This is a genomic window from Longimicrobium sp. (assembly GCF_048594345.1).
In the GTDB taxonomy this organism is placed as follows: domain Bacteria; phylum Gemmatimonadota; class Gemmatimonadetes; order Longimicrobiales; family Longimicrobiaceae; genus Longimicrobium.
Genome location: NZ_JBMDXM010000256.1, coordinates 15950 through 31266, shown reverse-complemented (window position 1 = coordinate 31266; position 15317 = coordinate 15950). Strand labels below are relative to the sequence as shown.

9 protein-coding genes are annotated in these 15317 nt (G+C 69.9%); 6 read left to right on the top strand and 3 right to left on the bottom strand.

Annotated elements, in window-relative coordinates:
* Window positions 1-129 precede the first annotated feature (129 nt).
* The 5 genes from ACOJUJ_RS27435 to ACOJUJ_RS27415 all read left to right on the top strand — a co-directional run bounded on the left by ACOJUJ_RS27435 (window position 130) and on the right by ACOJUJ_RS27415 (window position 9477).
* Window positions 130-1905: an ATP-binding protein gene (locus tag ACOJUJ_RS27435; RefSeq protein ID WP_420130125.1), complete on the top strand. Its 1776-nt coding sequence runs from the start codon at window positions 130-132 to the stop codon at window positions 1903-1905.
* Between the two features lie 481 nt (window positions 1906-2386).
* Complete coding sequence (locus ACOJUJ_RS27430; RefSeq protein ID WP_420130124.1) at window positions 2387-3376, top strand: porin; 990 nt, start codon at window positions 2387-2389, stop codon at window positions 3374-3376.
* Between the two features lie 659 nt (window positions 3377-4035).
* Window positions 4036-6765 carry a TonB-dependent receptor domain-containing protein gene (locus ACOJUJ_RS27425; protein WP_420130123.1) on the top strand — a complete coding sequence of 910 codons (2730 nt, stop codon included), beginning with the start codon at window positions 4036-4038 and terminating at the stop codon, window positions 6763-6765.
* A gap of 238 nt (window positions 6766-7003) precedes the next feature.
* The gene (locus ACOJUJ_RS27420; RefSeq protein WP_420130122.1) at window positions 7004-8680 is read left to right on the top strand and encodes a fibronectin type III domain-containing protein; all 1677 of its coding nucleotides are present in this window, start codon (window positions 7004-7006) and stop codon (window positions 8678-8680) included.
* 206 nt (window positions 8681-8886) lie between these two features.
* Complete coding sequence (locus tag ACOJUJ_RS27415) at window positions 8887-9477, top strand: hypothetical protein (RefSeq protein WP_420130121.1); 591 nt, start codon at window positions 8887-8889, stop codon at window positions 9475-9477.
* 598 nt (window positions 9478-10075) lie between these two features.
* Here ACOJUJ_RS27415 and ACOJUJ_RS27410 read toward each other — a convergent pair.
* From ACOJUJ_RS27410 to ACOJUJ_RS27400, 3 genes are all read right to left on the bottom strand, one after another.
* Window positions 10076-10261: a hypothetical protein gene (locus tag ACOJUJ_RS27410; protein ID WP_420130120.1), complete on the bottom strand. Its 186-nt coding sequence runs from the start codon at window positions 10259-10261 to the stop codon at window positions 10076-10078.
* Between the two features lie 89 nt (window positions 10262-10350).
* A complete protein-coding gene (locus ACOJUJ_RS27405) occupies window positions 10351-13089 on the bottom strand; it encodes a PAS domain S-box protein (protein ID WP_420130119.1) in 2739 nt (912 codons plus the stop codon).
* 141 nt (window positions 13090-13230) lie between these two features.
* Window positions 13231-14655, bottom strand: a complete 1425-nt coding sequence (locus ACOJUJ_RS27400; RefSeq protein ID WP_420130118.1) for a YhjD/YihY/BrkB family envelope integrity protein — start codon at window positions 14653-14655, stop codon at window positions 13231-13233.
* Between the two features lie 129 nt (window positions 14656-14784).
* Between ACOJUJ_RS27400 and ACOJUJ_RS27395 the strand changes: the two genes are divergently transcribed.
* Window positions 14785-15255 carry a bis(5'-nucleosyl)-tetraphosphatase gene (locus tag ACOJUJ_RS27395; protein ID WP_420130117.1) on the top strand — a complete coding sequence of 157 codons (471 nt, stop codon included), beginning with the start codon at window positions 14785-14787 and terminating at the stop codon, window positions 15253-15255.
* Window positions 15256-15317: the final 62 nt, after the last annotated feature.

Below are 15317 nucleotides of genomic sequence, written 5' to 3'. Positions count from 1 at the left end.
CGTACCTTCGTACCTTCGTACCTTCGTACCTTCGTACCTTCGTACCTTCGTACCTTCGTACCTTCGTACCTTCGTACCTTCGTACCTTCGTACCTTCGTACCTTCGTACCTTCGTACCCTCTTCCGCCCATGCACCTCCGCGCCGACCAGAAGCTCTTCCTCACCTACCTTGCCGTGATCGCGGCCGTGGTCGCGGCGCTCACGCTGGGGGTGGGAACGCTGCTGCGCCGGCACATGACCGAGATGCAGGCGGGCGACCTGCGGCGCGAGCTGCTGCTGGCCCGCTCGCTGTACGAAAGCCATCCCGCCGCCCAGCCCGACTCCATCGCCGACTGGCTGGGCTCCATCGCCGACCGCCGCGTTACGGTGGTCGCCCCCGACGGCCGCGTGATCGGCGACTCCGAGGTGCCCGACGCGGGGCTGGCGAGCCTGGAGAACCACGGCGGCCGGCCGGAGATCCGCACGGCGCTGCAGGGGCGGATGGGGCGCGCGGTGCGGCTGAGCACGTCGGTGGGCAACCGCGAGCTGTACATGGCCGTTCCCGCGTTTGGCGGGCGGGTGATCCGCCTGGCGGTGCCGCTGGACGAGGTGTACGCCACCGTCCGCCGCGTGCAGCGCGGCATCTTTTCCGTGGGCGTGATCGCGCTGGTGCTCACGGGGCTGCTGTCGTTCGGGTTCAGCATCGCGGTCACGCGGCCGCTGCGGCAGCTGGCGGGGGTGGCGCGGTCGATGGCGGCGGGCGACCTGACGCAGCGCGCCCGCACCCGCCACCGCGACGAGGTGGGCGAGCTGGCCGAGGCGCTGGACACGCTCGCCGGCGAGCTGCAGCGGCGGCTGGGGCAACTGGAGGGCGAGCGGGCAGAGATGCAGGCGCTGATCGACGCCATGGACGAGGCGGTGATCGCCGTGGACGCGCGCGGCCGCGTGCGGCGCGCCAACCCCGCCGCCCGCCGCATCTTTTCCCTGAGCGGCGATCCCCGCGGCCTGGCGCCGCAGGAGATCACCCGCCGCAAGCCGTTTCTGGAGCTGGTGAAGCGCGCGCTGGACGGCGCCCCCATCTCGCCCACGGAGCTCATGCAGGACGGCCGGCACTTGCTGGCCACCGCGCAGCCGCTTCCCACCGGCGGCGCGGTGATGGTGTTCCTGGACGTTTCCGTGCTGCGCCGGCTTGAGGACGTGCGCCGCGACTTTGTGGCCAACGCCTCGCACGAGCTCAAGACCCCGCTCACGGCCATCCGCGGCTTTGCCGAGACGCTGCTGGATCCGCACCTGCCGCCGGAGCTTCGCGCGCAGTTCACGCAAACGGTCAAGGCCAACGCCGACCGGCTGCAGCGCATTGTGGACGACCTGCTGGACCTGTCGCGCATCGAGACCGGCGGCTGGCGGGTGGAGCCAGAGATCGTCTCCATTCCCGAGATCGCGGGCGAGGCGTGGGGGACGGTGGAGGCCGCGGCGGAGGCTCGCGAGGCGCGTGTGGAGGTGCGGGTGCCGCCGGAGTGCGAGTTCGTGGACGCGGATCCGTCCGCGCTGCGGCAGATCTTCATCAACCTGTTCGGCAATTCCCTGCGCTACATACCGCAGGGGGGCGAGGTGGAGCTGAGCGCGCGCGGCGTGGCCAGCGGCGCGGACGATCCGCGGGCGTGGGTGGAGATCGCCGTGCGCGACAACGGCGCCGGCATCCCCTCCGCGCACCTGCCGCGCATCTTCGAGCGCTTTTACCGGGCCGACGCGGCGCGGTCGCGCGAAGAGGGCGGTACGGGGCTGGGCCTCGCCATCGTCAAGCACCTGGTAGAGGGGCACGGCGGGACGATTCAGGCGGAAAGCGAGTTCGGGCGGGGGACGACGATCCGCTTCACCCTTCCGGTCCCGGAGGATTCGGAGAACGCGCTGCATCTGGAGGCCTGAGGATTCGCAGAACCCTCACGGAGACAGTCATCCTGAGGGAGCGCACCGCGCGTAACCAGAAGCTGCACTGGCACCTGCGCGCGACCGAAGGACCTTTTCTCCGGTGGCTCAGGGCTGGATTGACGACATCGATCCGGCCCCACGGCTTTGCCGGCAAGGTTCTTCGGTCGCGCGTGACCCGTGGTGGCGCTTCCATGGTTACGAGAGCGTGCTCCCTCAGGATGCCTGTCGTTTGTTCGCGCGTCCTGCCCCGCGCGTGGTGACATCCATCGTCACGAATCCGTGATCTGTTACGCCCCCGTGACGAAATGGGGATGCATCGGTAGCTTGTTCGTCCTATTCTCGCCGCGTCTCCGGTACCGGAGCGCACGATGAACCCGAGCGACGACCGCCGATGCCCTCGTTCCACCGAACGCTTTTCGCCGTTACATCCGTTCTTCTTCTTGCCGTGGTCAGCCCGGCCGCGGGCCAGAGCGTGACCGTGACCACCCCGGACAGCAGCGTCCGAATCACCTTTGGCGGCCGCGTACAGACGATCTTCAACACCACGTCGGTGGATGACGAGCCCGGGACGGAAACGGAGCTGCGCCGCGTGCGACTGGGCGCGGACCTGCAGATGGGCCGGGTGGTGCGCGGCCGCATTCAGCCGGAGTTCGCCGGCAGCCGCGTTTCCCTTCGCGACGCGTACGTACGGCTCAAGCTGGACACGGCGTTCCAGGTGATCGCCGGCAACGCGCACCGCCCCTTTGGCGTGGTCTCTCCGTACAGCACGACGCGCCTGCCCAGCCCCGAAAAGGGCGTGCGCATTCGCGGAGTGGACGGGCTGGAGCACTTCAACCTGCTGAGCGGGCTGGGATACTCGGACCGCGACGTGGGGATCCAGCTGCGCGGCGACCCCGCGGGCGCGCCGCTGGGGCTCTCGTACGCCGCGGGGATGTTCAACGGCCCCGTGCGCGACGACGCGCCGGAGGAGAACACCTACCAGTTCGTGGCGCGGGTGGCGGCGCGTCCGACGGCGTGGGCGCGGGTGGGCGTGTCGTTCAGCCGCATCGACTTCGCCAACGCGAGCGACGACGTGGCCGAGGTGGAGACGTCGGAGGGCGCGGCGTGGGAGGCGGACGTGGAGCTGGGGTCGGAGCGCGGCGGTCCGCGGCTGGTGGCCGAGGTGGCGCGCGGCGACTCGGACCCGTTCGCGGACGCGGAATTCCTTTCGGCGCAGGGGTGGGTGGCGTACCGCACGGGCCGCGCGTCGTCCACCATCGCGGGGCTGGAGCCGTTCGTCCGCGTGAGCTGGGCCGATCCCGACGTGGACGACGAAGCGTTCCTGGGCATGGGCGGCACGCTGGTTACGCCGGGGATCAACTTGTGGCTGGGCGGCCTGAACCGCCTGGGCCTGTACTACGACCTGTGGAACCCCGACGCCGGCGAGAGCGCCCGCAGCTTCAAGGCGCTCTTCCAGCTCGCCTTCTGAGGCTGAGGCTGAGGCGCGCCGGCAGGCCCTGATCCCGAATCAGCAAACGAAAGAACCGCTCTCACGCGTAGGCGCGGAGATCTCGGAGGCGCGGAGAAAACCTCCGTGTCCTCCGCGCCTCCGCGTCTTCCTGATATCGAATCCGGAAAACAACATCGGAAGGTACAGAGGGACGGAGAACGGCCAGAGGAACAGAGGTGATCCGCATTTCCCTCTGTTCCTCTGGTTGTTCTCCGTTCCTCTGTACCCTGACCTCTGTTTCCCAAAGTCCGACTTGAGGTGTTTTCCCGGATTCCCAATGAGACTTCTGTTTTGCGGAGCCGGTATGTTGGCGACAAGACGGTTCTCCTTCGTCAGCTCGTGACGGGGATGAAACGCGAGCGAGGGCGTCCGCGGACAATGCGGACGCCCTCGCTTTTTATCCAACCCCTTGTGCCGCATCCACTTTCGCACTCCCGCACTTTCGCACTCCCGCACTCGTGTATCGAACCGTGCCCCGATCGTGACACGTCCGCGACCGGCGAGGGGTGGATGCGTGACGGCGCGCCGGGAAGTTTCCGCCGTCCGCACCGGCGGGCATCCAACGAACCGAAGTTTCACCCGAAGAATACGAGGCCCTTTCCGTGAGACGCTCTCACCGACTGAACGGTCCCGGCATGGTGCGCGGGAGCCTGCTGCGCGCGGCTCTCGCGTTTGCTTTTGCCGCCATGGGCGCGGCGCCGCTGGCCGCGCAGGCGGGGCAGGTTACCGGCCGCGTGGTCGACGCCGCCACCGGACGCCCCGTGGCCGCCGCGCGCGTGGCCGTGCAGGGGCTGCAGCTGGCCGCCAACGCCGGCGTCGACGGCCGCTACACCCTTGCCGGCGTTCCCTCCGGCCCGCGCACCCTCAGCGTCACGGCGCTGGGCTACGCGAGCAAGACGGTCACCGGCGTGGTGGTTCCGGCCAGCGGCGCGGTTACGCAGGACGTGTCGCTTAGCGCCGCCACGCTGCTGCTGGAGGCCGTGACCGTAACCGCGCAGGCGGAGCGGGGAAGCGTTACGCAGGCGCTGGACGAGCAGCGCAATTCCGTCGGCGTGGTGAACGCGGTGGGCGCCGAGCAGATCGCCAGGAGCCCCGACAGCGACGCGGCGCAGGCCATCCGCCGGGTGAGCGGCGTGACGGTGCAGGACGGCCGCTACGTCGTCGTCCGCGGCCTGAGCGAGCGGTACACGACGGCGGCGCTGAACGGCGCCCGCATCCCCAGCCCGGAGCCGGAGCGGCGCGTGGTGCCGCTGGACATGTTCCCCGCGGGGCTGCTGCAGACCGTGTCGACCACCAAGACGTTTACGCCCAACCTGGCCGGCGACTTCAGCGGCGCGCTGGTGAACATCCGCACCCGCGAGTATCCGGCGCAGCCCATCTTTTCCATCAGCAGCACGCTGGGCTACAACCCCGACGTCACGGGCAGGGCGCTGTCGCTGCCGCCGCTGGGGCGCGTGGACTACACGGCGCTGAGCAGCGGCCGCGCGCTGCCGGCCGAGGTGGCGCAGTACGGCGACTTTCAGGGGCGGACGATCGGCAGCCAGGAGTACAACCGCATGGTGAACTCCTTTCGCGGCGTGTGGCTGCCGGAACAGCAGACGGGCGGGGCGAACGGCTCGCTGGCGATGACGCTGGGCGGCACCAGCCCGGTGCTGGGACGTGACCTGGGGTACGTGGGCAGCTTCAGCTACTCGCGCGACTTCGAGGTGCTTTCCGATCACCGCCGCGCGCAGGTGCTGCTGACCGACCAGGCCACCGGCGACGTGCGCGAGACGGACCGCTTTGTGGGCGACGTGTCGCGCGTGGGCGTGCTTTGGGGCGGCGTGCTGAACCTGAGCGCGTCGCTGGGCGGCGACCACCGCGTAAGCCTGAGCAACACCTACAACCGCTCGGCGGAGAGCGAGGCGCGCGCGGACTCGGGGAGCCTGGAGATCACCGGGCTGGAGCTGATCGTCAACCGCCTGCGCCTGGTGGAGCGCTCGGTGCGCTCCAACCAGCTGCGCGGCGAGCACGGCTTTGGCCGCGGCAAGCTGGAGTGGACGGTCACCTCGTCGGGGGTGACGCGCGCGGAGCCGGACCGCTCGGAGTGGGTGCTGGACACCAGCAACGGCACCCGCCGCTGGTACGCCATCAGCAACGAGGCCGCCGTACGCACCTTCGGCGACCTGGCGGAGAACAGCCTGGAGGGCGGCGCCGACTACCACCTGTCGCTGGGCGCGGGTGAGCGGCACCGGCTCAGCTTTGGCGGCATGGTGCGGCGCACGGACCGCGACGCGGAGAACACCTCGTACAGCATCTCGGCGCTGGGACTGCCGGAAGATGCCACGACGCTGACGCCGGCGGAGATCTTCGACGGCCGCTACACGGGCGAGGACGACCGCTACTTCCTGGTGGTCCCGCTCGGGGTCGGTGGATCGTACGCGGCGGAGGACCGGCTGGCGGCGGGGTACGGCATGCTGGAGTTCGGCCTGACGGACCGCGTGCGGGTGATCGGCGGGGCGCGGGTGGAGCGGTCGGAGGTCACGGTGACGTCGGATCCCACGTTTGGCCAGGTGGACGTGGCCAACCCGGTCTACACGGACGTGCTTCCCGCGCTGGCGGTGAACGTGGATCTGACGGAGCGGCAGAAGGTGCGGCTGAGCGCGTCGCAGACGCTGGCGCGGCCGGAGTACCGCGAGCTGAGCGCCATCGCCTACCGCGACGTGATCGGCGAGGAGCTGGTGCGCGGCAACGGCGATCTGCGGCGGACGCTGATCCAGAACCTGGACGCGCGGTGGGAGTGGTATCCCGGCGCGGACGAGGTGGTGAGCGTGGGCCTGTTCGCCAAGCGCTTCGACGGTCCCATCGAGCGCATCTACCTGCCCACCAGCGGCAGCCGCATCGTCTCGTTCGCCAACGCGGAGCGGGCCGTCAACTACGGCCTGGAGCTGGAGCTTCGCAAGTCGCTGGGAATGCTGGGCAGCGCCGGCGAATCCTTCAGCGTCATCACGAACGCCACGCTCGTGCGCAGCGACGTTACGGTGGTGGGCGAGGACGAGGACCGGCCGATGGTGGGGCAGTCACCGTACGTGGTGAACGCCGGCCTGGCCTGGTCGCCCGCGGACGGGCGCACCAGCGCCACGGTGCTGTACAACCTGTTCGGCCGCCGCATCACCAGCGCGGGCGCGGGCGTTCTGCCCGATGTGTACGAGCAGCCGCGCGGCGTGCTGGACCTGTCGCTGCGCCACGCCTGGAGCGACCACTTTTCGCTCAAGCTTGACGCGGAGAACCTGCTGGACGCCCGGTACGAGTACCTGCAGGGGGGCGTGGTGCGCGAAAGCTACCGCACCGGCCGGTCCGTCTCCTTCGGCCTTTCCTGGCGGCGGTAGAGAAACAGAACGGGTACAGGGGAACAGGGAAGGGCCAGAGATGCAGAGGATGCTTTCCTCTGCATCTCTGGCTTTTGCCTGTTCCTCTGTACCCCATCCTCCGTTGAAGTGGGTGATTCGGCATGATCTCGTGACATCCCCGTGGCACAGCCGTGCGCGGATCACGACGACGCGCCACGAGGTTGATGTCGCGTGTGCGCACGCTGCGATGAACACCAACTCACGACTCGGAATCCAGATGAGAAACGCACTCCGGCGGTGGACGTACGTGCTGCTGGCCGCTTCGCTGACTGCCTGCGACGGGGACGGCGGAACGGATCCGCAGCCGCTCACCGCACCCACCAGCCTGATCGGCACCGCCGGGAGCCAGCAGGTCACGCTCACCTGGCAGGCGGTGGCCGACGCGGACGGCTACACCGTGCAGCGCGCCGCCGGCGCCGACGGCACCTTTGCGGACGTGGGCACCACGGCCACGACCAGCTACACCGACACGGGACTCGCGGCCAGCACCCAGTACCGCTACAAGGTGTTCGCCACCCGCGGCACCGAGACCGGCGCCGCTACCGAGATGACCATCACCACCAGCAATCTGCCGGTGGCGCTGGTCGGGGCCGACATCACGGCCAGCCGCACCTTTGTCCGCGACTCGGTCTACCGCCTGACCAACTTTGTCCACGTGGGGAACGGGGCCAGGCTGACCATCCAGTCGGGAACGCGCATCGAGGGCGAGCAGGGGTCGGCGCTGTTCATCCTGCGCGGCGCCAGCATCGAGGCCATCGGCACGGCGGCGGCGCCCATCGTCTTTACCTCGTCCAAGGACGTGGGGGCGCGGCAGCCGGGTGACTGGGGCGGGCTGATCATCGTGGGCGGCGGGCAGATCAACCGCACCGGCGATATCATCCTCGAGGGCACGGGCACCAGCACCACCAACAACCCCACGATCGCGTACTCCGGCGGCAGCGCGGCCGGCGACGACGGCAGCAGCGGCCGGCTGAGCTACGTGCGCATCGAGTTCGCCGGCTTTGGCCCGGCGCCCAACCAGGAGCTGAACAGCCTTACGCTGGCGGCGGTGGGCAGCGGGACGACCATCGACCACGTGCAGACGCTGGCCGGGCTGGACGACAGCTTTGAATGGTTCGGCGGCAAGGTGGACGCCAAGTACCTTGTGTCCTACGAGTCGGGCGACGACCACTTCGACGCGTCGGAGGGCTTCCGCGGCCGGGTGCAGTTCGCCATTGCCTACCAGGACACGGTGCTGCCGCCGCGCGCGTTCGCCGGCAACCTGTCCAGCGACCCGCAGGGCATCGAGAACGACGGCTGCGACGCCGGCACCGGCACCTGCACCTTCAACAGCACGCCGCTTACGACGCCGATGTTCGCCAACTTTACCGTGGTGGGCACCGGGTCGGGCGTGGTTCCGTCGGGCGGCGGCATCGGGATGCTGCTGCGGCGCGGCGTGGGCGGCTACTACGTGAACGGCATCCTGGCGCGCTGGCCCAACGCGGCCATGAGCATCCGCGACCAGGCCACCTGGGACCGCGTGGCGGCGGGCAACCTGATGATCCGCAACCTGCTGCTGGCCGAGAACGCGAAGACGTTCACCAACGCCAGCGGCCAGTTCCCGGTCGACGCCGACAGCGCCGCCACCAAGACGGCGTGGAACATCCAGAACGCCGCCGGTACCACCGGCAGCCTGTTCACCGCGTTCCCCACGCGGCCGGCCGCGCCCACCGTGGCCACCATGGACTGGACGCCCCCCGCGGGCAGCGCGGCGGCCACCGGCGGCACCGGCGCCTTCACCGGCACGCTGTCGACCATCGGCGGCACCTTCGTCACCGGCACGGACTACCGCGGCGCGGCCGCACCGGGCGGTGAAAAGTGGTGGGCCGGCTGGACCAGCTACGCCCGCCGGTAAGAAACGGAATGCTCACGCAGAGCTACCAGAGTTAGCAGAGTTTGTGTGGAGCGAGTCCATGAGTCCGACTCGTCCACGCACAGTTCCAAATGAGACGCTCGCCGCCGCAGCGGCAGAGCGTCCGGGGATGCAAAGAACATCTCAACTCTGGTAACTCTGGTAACTCTGCGTGAGACCAATCAGTTGCCAGATTTCCGGAATCGAGGATGATCGTGGGTCGATGGATTGCCATGGCCGCCCTGGCGCTGCTCTCCGCGGGGTGCCGGGACGCGGCGCCGGATGCGCAGGCGGCGGTGCCGGTGGATACGCTACACGCGCCCGCCGAAGCGCTCTCCCGCTTTCGCGACGGGCTGCCGATCGCGGACTCGCTCTCCGGCGGCGCGGCGTCACGTGACGAGCTGGTGGCGCGCTTCGTGGACGCGATCGCGCGGCAGGACACGGCGGCGGTGCGGGGGATGGTGCTGAACCGCGCCGAGTACGGCTGGATCTACTTTCCTTCGCTGCAGCGGATGAACCCCGCCACCAGCATGCAGCCCGAGGTGATGTGGATGCTGCACGCGCAGGAGAGCCAGAAGGGGATCACCCGCGTGCTCCGGCGCCTGGGCGGCGGGCAGGCGCGCTTTGGCGGGTACGCCTGCGAGGCGGCGCCCGGCGTGGAAGGCCCCAACCGCTACTGGCACGCCTGCACGGTGGAGACGATGGCGGCGGATGGTGAGAAAGCCAGCCTGAAGCTCTTCGGATCGCTCATCGAGCGCGGCGGCCGCTGGAAGATCGTTTCCTACGCGAACGACTTCTAGCCGACCGATCAACACCAGCGCAGCGGGGCCGCTTCCGTACCGGGAGCGGCCCCGCGCGCCGTTCCAGCTCAGGCGGCGTCCTCTCGTCGGATGACGCAGATGTTTGTCATTCCAAGACCCGGCCACGCTGTCGTGTGCCTCTCGCGGAATGCCGGGAATGAGGGTGAGAAGGAATGCGGCAGGGAGCATCCGCATGTTCGAGACGGAGTGCCGACATGATCTGGCGGCCGGTCATTCTGAGGAAGGCGCGTGCCTCGAACGGTCCGGTTTGCCCGAACGCGGGTGCGCCGACCGAAGAATCTGCCCGCACCATCCTGGCGGCTACGACTGGCTGCGTCGCGAGGTCCCGCCCGTTTCCGAAAGCGATTCTTCGGTCGGCGCACGGACTGCCGCGCGATCCCGTGGGCGTGGGGTGGGCGCCTTCCTCAGAATGACAGTAATGTCCATATCCGCACTCCGTGCGGATCGCGGGATGATCCGTGAGTCTCTACTCGGTCAGCCAGCGGGGCAGCGGCTGCCTCACGCGAAACGCGGAGAGCGCGGAACGGTCTCCGCGCCCTCCGCGTCTCCGCGTGCCTTCTGTATTCCGGGATCGCGATCAAATCCCCGTTGCCGTTGCGTCGGACGCACGGCGCTTGCCGGGCTTCGTGCCGCCGGACCGGCGCGCCGCCGCCGCGGCCACCACAGCGGTGACCAGCTCGGCGGCGATCACCGGGCCGTACTGCTTTACCAGCTTGCGCACGGGCTTCATCAGCCGCTTGCGGATCTTCTTCTTCAGCTTCACGTCGGTTCTCCGGATCGGTGCGTATGCGGAACTGCACCGGCCGGCGTTCGCACGACGAATGCCGTTACAAACCTTGCGCGTCCGGCCCGCTACCCGGGGACGCCCACCACGCTGCGCGGCAGCTCCAGCAGGCGGTGCATGCGGTCCAGCAGCGCCTCGGGGCTGAAGGGCTTCTCGATGAAGTCCGTTCCCACCTCCATGGGCCCCCGCGTGCGCGCCTCGTCGCGGTCGTAGCCGGAGATGAAGAGGACGCGGATCCCCGGCCGCTCCGCCATCAAGCGGCTGGCCAGGTCGCTGCCGCTCATCCGCGGCATCACCAGGTCCGTAACCAGCACGTGGATGATGCCGGGGTGCTGGCGGGAAAGCGCCATGGCCTCCGCCCCCTCCGCCGCCATCAGCACCGTGTACCCGCCCCGCGAAAGCACCCGCTCCGCGAAACGGCGCACCGCCTCCTCGTCCTCTACCAGCAGCACCGTCCCGCGCCCGCGCACCTGGGGAAGGGGTGCGGGCGTGTCGTCCTCCTCCGCCTCGTCCGGAACGCGCGAGACGGGAAGGTACACGCGCACCCGGGTGCCGCGCCCCGCCTCGCTGTCGATCCACACGTACCCGCCGCTCTGCTTGACGATGCCGTACACCATCGACAGCCCCAGCCCCGTGCCCTTGCCCGCGCCCTTGGTGGTAAAGAACGGCTCGAACGCCGACCGCAGCGTCTCCTCGTCCATCCCCTGGCCGGTGTCGCCCACCTCCAGCAGCACGTACTCGCCGGGCACCACGTACGGGTATCGTTCCCGCAGCTCCGGCTCCAGCTCGGCGTTCTCCGTGCAGACCACCAGCACCCCGCCGCCCGGCATGGCGTCGCGGCCGTTGACGGCCAGGTTCATGATCACCTGCTCCACCTGCGCCGGGTCCGCCCGCACGCGGCGCAGCTCGGAGCCCAGCTTGGTCACCAGCTCCACGTCGTCGCCCAGCAGCCGCCCCAGCATGCGCTCCATCTCGCGCACCGACTGGTTCAGGTCCAGCAGCCGCGGCTGCAGCACCTGGCGGCGGCTGAAGGCCAGCAGCTGGCGGGTGAGGGCGGCGGCTCGGTCGCTGGCCCGGCGGATCTCTTCCGCGTCCTCGTGCGCCTGCGAGCCGGGAGGCAGGTCGGCCAGCAGAAGCTCGGCGTTGCCGCGGATGGCGGTGAGCAGGTTGTTGAAGTCGTGCGCCACGCCGCCCGCCAGCCGCCCGACGGCCTCCATCTTCTGCACCTGCAGCAGCTGCTGCTCGCTCCGGCGCAGCGCCTCCTCGGCCTCGCGCCGGTCGGTCACGTCGCGGGAGTTGACCACGATGCCGGCCACCGCCGGGTCGTCGATCAGGCTGGTGCCCACCGTCTCCAGCACCCGCCACGAACCGTCGCGGTGCAGCATCCGCAGCTCGGCCGAGCGGGGGCGGCCGGGCGACCGGATGGCGCGGTCAAACACGTCCAGCATGGCCGGCACGTCGTCGGGGTGCACCAGCTCGCCCAGGTAGGTGCCCACCAGGTCGCCGCGGCCGTACCCCAGCACCCGCTCCACCGCGGGGCTGGTGTAGCGCAGGTCGCCGTCGGCGTCCAGCACGGTGATCACCTCGCGCCCCTGCTCCAGCAGCGAGCGGAACTCGCGCTCGCGCAGCCGCAGCGCCTCGACCGCCTCGTGCCGTTCGGTAACGTTCTCCACCATCTGGATGGCGTAGCGCGGCTGCCCGTCGGGCGCGCGGACAAGGGCCACGGAAAGCCGCCCCCAGACAACGCCGCCGCCGCGGCGCAGGTAGCGCTTGACCACCTGGTAGTGGCTCACGTCGCCCGCCACCAGGTCGCCGAACATCTCCCAGTCCGTCGCGATGTCGTCGTCGTGCGTCACCTGGCTGAAGATGGTGCCCGCCAGCTCCTGCTCGGCGTAGCCCAGCATGGCCTGCAGCGCGCGGTTGGTGCGCACCAGGTAGCCGTCCATGTCCATCAGCGCCATGCCGATGGGCGCCTCTTCGAACACGGCGCGGAACTGGGCCTCACCCGTGCGCAGGGCCTGCTCCGTCGCCTTGCGCTCGGTGGCGTCGAACACGTAGCCCTCCAGCATCGTCCCGCCGCCGTTGCGCACGGCCCGGCCATGCTCCGCCACCCACCGCACCGTTCCGTCGGCGGCGGTGATGCGGTACTCGATCTGGAACGGCCGGCGGTCCCTGAGCGCGCTGTCCACCGCGGCGCGCAGGGTACCGCGGTCCTCCGGGTGCACCAGGTCGGCGTAGGCGATGCGCGCGTTGCCCACCAGCTCCTCGGGGGAGTAGCCGGTCAGCGCGACCGACCCGGGGCTGGCGAACTCCAGCGTCCACTGCGCGTCGTTGCGGCAGCGGTACGCCATCCCGGGCATGCTGGCCAGCAGCGTTTCCATCGTCCGCCGGCTCTCGTCCTCCTGGATCTCGCGCCGGTGGCGGTCCACCGCGTAGCGCACGGCCCGCTCAAGGAGCCCCGGCGAAAGCTCGTCCGACCACAGCACGTCCACCGCACCCGTTTCGCTGACGGCCGTGGCGGTGGCGGGACCGCGCGCGTGCGCCAGCAGCATCAGCGGCCCCGTCCACCGCGCCGACTGCGCCACGCCGACCGCGTCCGGGGTGCACTCCGCCAGCACGGCGTCCCACCCGTCCGCGGCCAGCAGTTCCACGGCCTGGGCGGGGTCGGCGGCCAGCCGCGTCTGCACGCCGGCGGCACCGCGCAGCATCTCCGCCGCGCGCTCCGCCAGCGCCGAGCCGCCGGCCAGCAGCACCCGGACCGGGCCGGGGATCAGGGATGGGTTGTCGGAGCCTGTGGCGAGATCCACGCGGGGAAGAGTGAAGGTGAATATGAAGGCGTCTATGGTGCGCTAACCTCTCGCAACTTAAGCGTTGCAACGATCACCGCAACGCTTATCCTTTCGCAAACTGCATGGTGTGGGGAATTTCCCCGCATCGTGCGTAAACCTCTACGGCGAGCGCTCCATCTCCGACGCCACCTCGCCGCCCAGCAGGATCACCAGCGACGTGACGTACATCCACAGGAGAAGGACGATCACCGACCCCAACAGCCCGTACGTGGCGCTGTAGGAGCCAAAGTTGGCCATGTACAGCCGGAACGCCACCGACGCGATGACGAACAGCACGGCGGATACGGCCGACGCCTTGAGCAGCGTCATCCGGCAGCCGCGCTGGTCCTTGTTGGGGAGCACGTAGTAGATCAGCCAGAACGTCGCCGTGATCAGGGCAAAGCCCAGCGGCCACTGCAGCACCGCCCAGACGGTGCGCCCCACCTGGCCCAGCCCCAGCGCGTCGGAGATCCCGCCGCCCGCCAGCAGCACGGCGCTGCCGGAAAGAAAGAGCACCGCGCACGCCGCCAGCATCCCCACCGCCACCGCCTTTTTGCGGATGAACGAACGCTCCGCGGTAATGCCGAACGCCGCGTTCAGCGTCCCCTCCAGCGCGGTGAACACGTTGCTTCCCGCCCACAGCGCCAGCAGCAGGCCAATGGAAAGCGGCCCCGGCGCGTCGCCGTGCACCACGTCGCGCACGAACCCCGTCACCAGCGCCGACGCCTCCGTGGGGAGCGACCCCGTCAGCCGTCCCGTCAGCCAGTCTCCCGTCCGCTGCCCGCCGAACAATCCCGTCAGCCCAAACACCGCCATCACCGCCGGCGGCAGGGAAAGAAAGAAGTAGTAGGCCACCTTGGCGGCCTGGTTCGACACGTCGTCCGCCTTGAACTCGTGAAGGACACGCTTCCACAGGGGAGCGCTGGCGGAAAGCGGCTGCATCTGTCTGGCCGCGCGCTGCCGGTCCTCGCGCGGCGTTCCCCGCGCGTCCTCTCCCCCCGTCCGCCTCGCCGTCGCCGATCCCGCTGACCGATCCCCCCGCCGGCCGCGCTCCGCCACGATCCGCACCGGCCGTCTGGCCCGTCCCCGCGTGCGCACCCGCGCCACCTGGGCGCTGGCCCACGCGCCCGTCTCGCGCAGCGTGGCGATCGTTTCCGCCGGCGCCACCCGCGCCTGTTTCGCCCGGCGGACGCCGATGAAGATGAGCGCGCCGCCCGCCGCGAGCATGGTGCCGCCCACCAGCAGCGCCCCCAGCGCGTAGCGGCGGCCCAGCAGGTCGCCCACGCCGATGACCAGCGCCGCCAGCAGCATCAGCGCCCCCGGCGCCGCCAGCACGGCGCCGCCGACGACGAGCACCGAATTGCGCGCGAGGGTACCCAGGCTCGGCGTCACCTCCGCGCGCGCCAGGGCGATCTCCTGGCGAACCAGGAAGGCGGCGTCGCGCGACAGGGTGCGCAGCAGCTCGCCCAGCGGCGTTTCGCCGGGGGGCGGGGGCGGTGCCGCGGGGCCGGGGGTGGGAACGTTGAAGCGGGATCGGGTGTCCATTTCCGCGCGTCTCGGGAGGAGCGACGACGGGTTCCGGGTCGGGCAACGAACGTGCCGGTTGCCTGTTGCCTGTCTCCGTAGCAGATTGCGCCCCAATGAGCGTCCACCTCTTACACGCCGGAGGGTTGGATGAGACGGGTTACGCAGACGGCGGCCGGCGTCGTGCTCTTTCGCAACGGCGGAGAGGCGCGGCGCTACCTGCTGATGCGCTCGGCGTTGACGCGGCGTCCCATCTGGGAGTTTCCCAAGGGTGGGGTAGAGGCCGGGGAAACCGAGTCGCAGGCGGCCGTGCGCGAGCTGTGGGAGGAAGCGGGCATCGGCGAAAGCCAGATCTCGCTGTTCCGTGGATATCGCGAGGAGGAGCGCTACGTCTTTACCCAGGGCAAGGGTGAGGAGCGTACGCTGATCGTCAAGAAGGTGATCTACTTTCTCGCCGAGACCGACGAGGAGCGCGTGATCATCTCACGCGAAGCCGAGGAGTACCGCTGGGCCACCTACGAGGAGGCCATGCGGCTGATCCGCTTTCCTGGAAAGCGCTACGTTCTGGAGGTGGCCGAGGCGCTGCTCGCCGAGGGCCGGCTTCAGCCGCAACGCGCGTGAGGTGAACGGGTGAACGGGTGACGAGGCGTGGCCGACGGGCCCTCTCCCCCGACCGGCCTTTT

Coding starts and splice junctions, on each gene's coding strand:
- ACOJUJ_RS27435 (WP_420130125.1), top strand. CDS start 130: ATGCACCTCCGCGCCGACCAGAAGCTCTTCCTCACCTACCTTGCCGTG.
- ACOJUJ_RS27420 (WP_420130122.1), top strand. CDS start 7,004: ATGAGAAACGCACTCCGGCGGTGGACGTACGTGCTGCTGGCCGCTTCG.
- ACOJUJ_RS27415 (WP_420130121.1), top strand. CDS start 8,887: ATGATCGTGGGTCGATGGATTGCCATGGCCGCCCTGGCGCTGCTCTCC.
- ACOJUJ_RS27400 (WP_420130118.1), bottom strand. CDS start 14,655: ATGGACACCCGATCCCGCTTCAACGTTCCCACCCCCGGCCCCGCGGCA.
- ACOJUJ_RS27395 (WP_420130117.1), top strand. CDS start 14,785: ATGAGACGGGTTACGCAGACGGCGGCCGGCGTCGTGCTCTTTCGCAAC.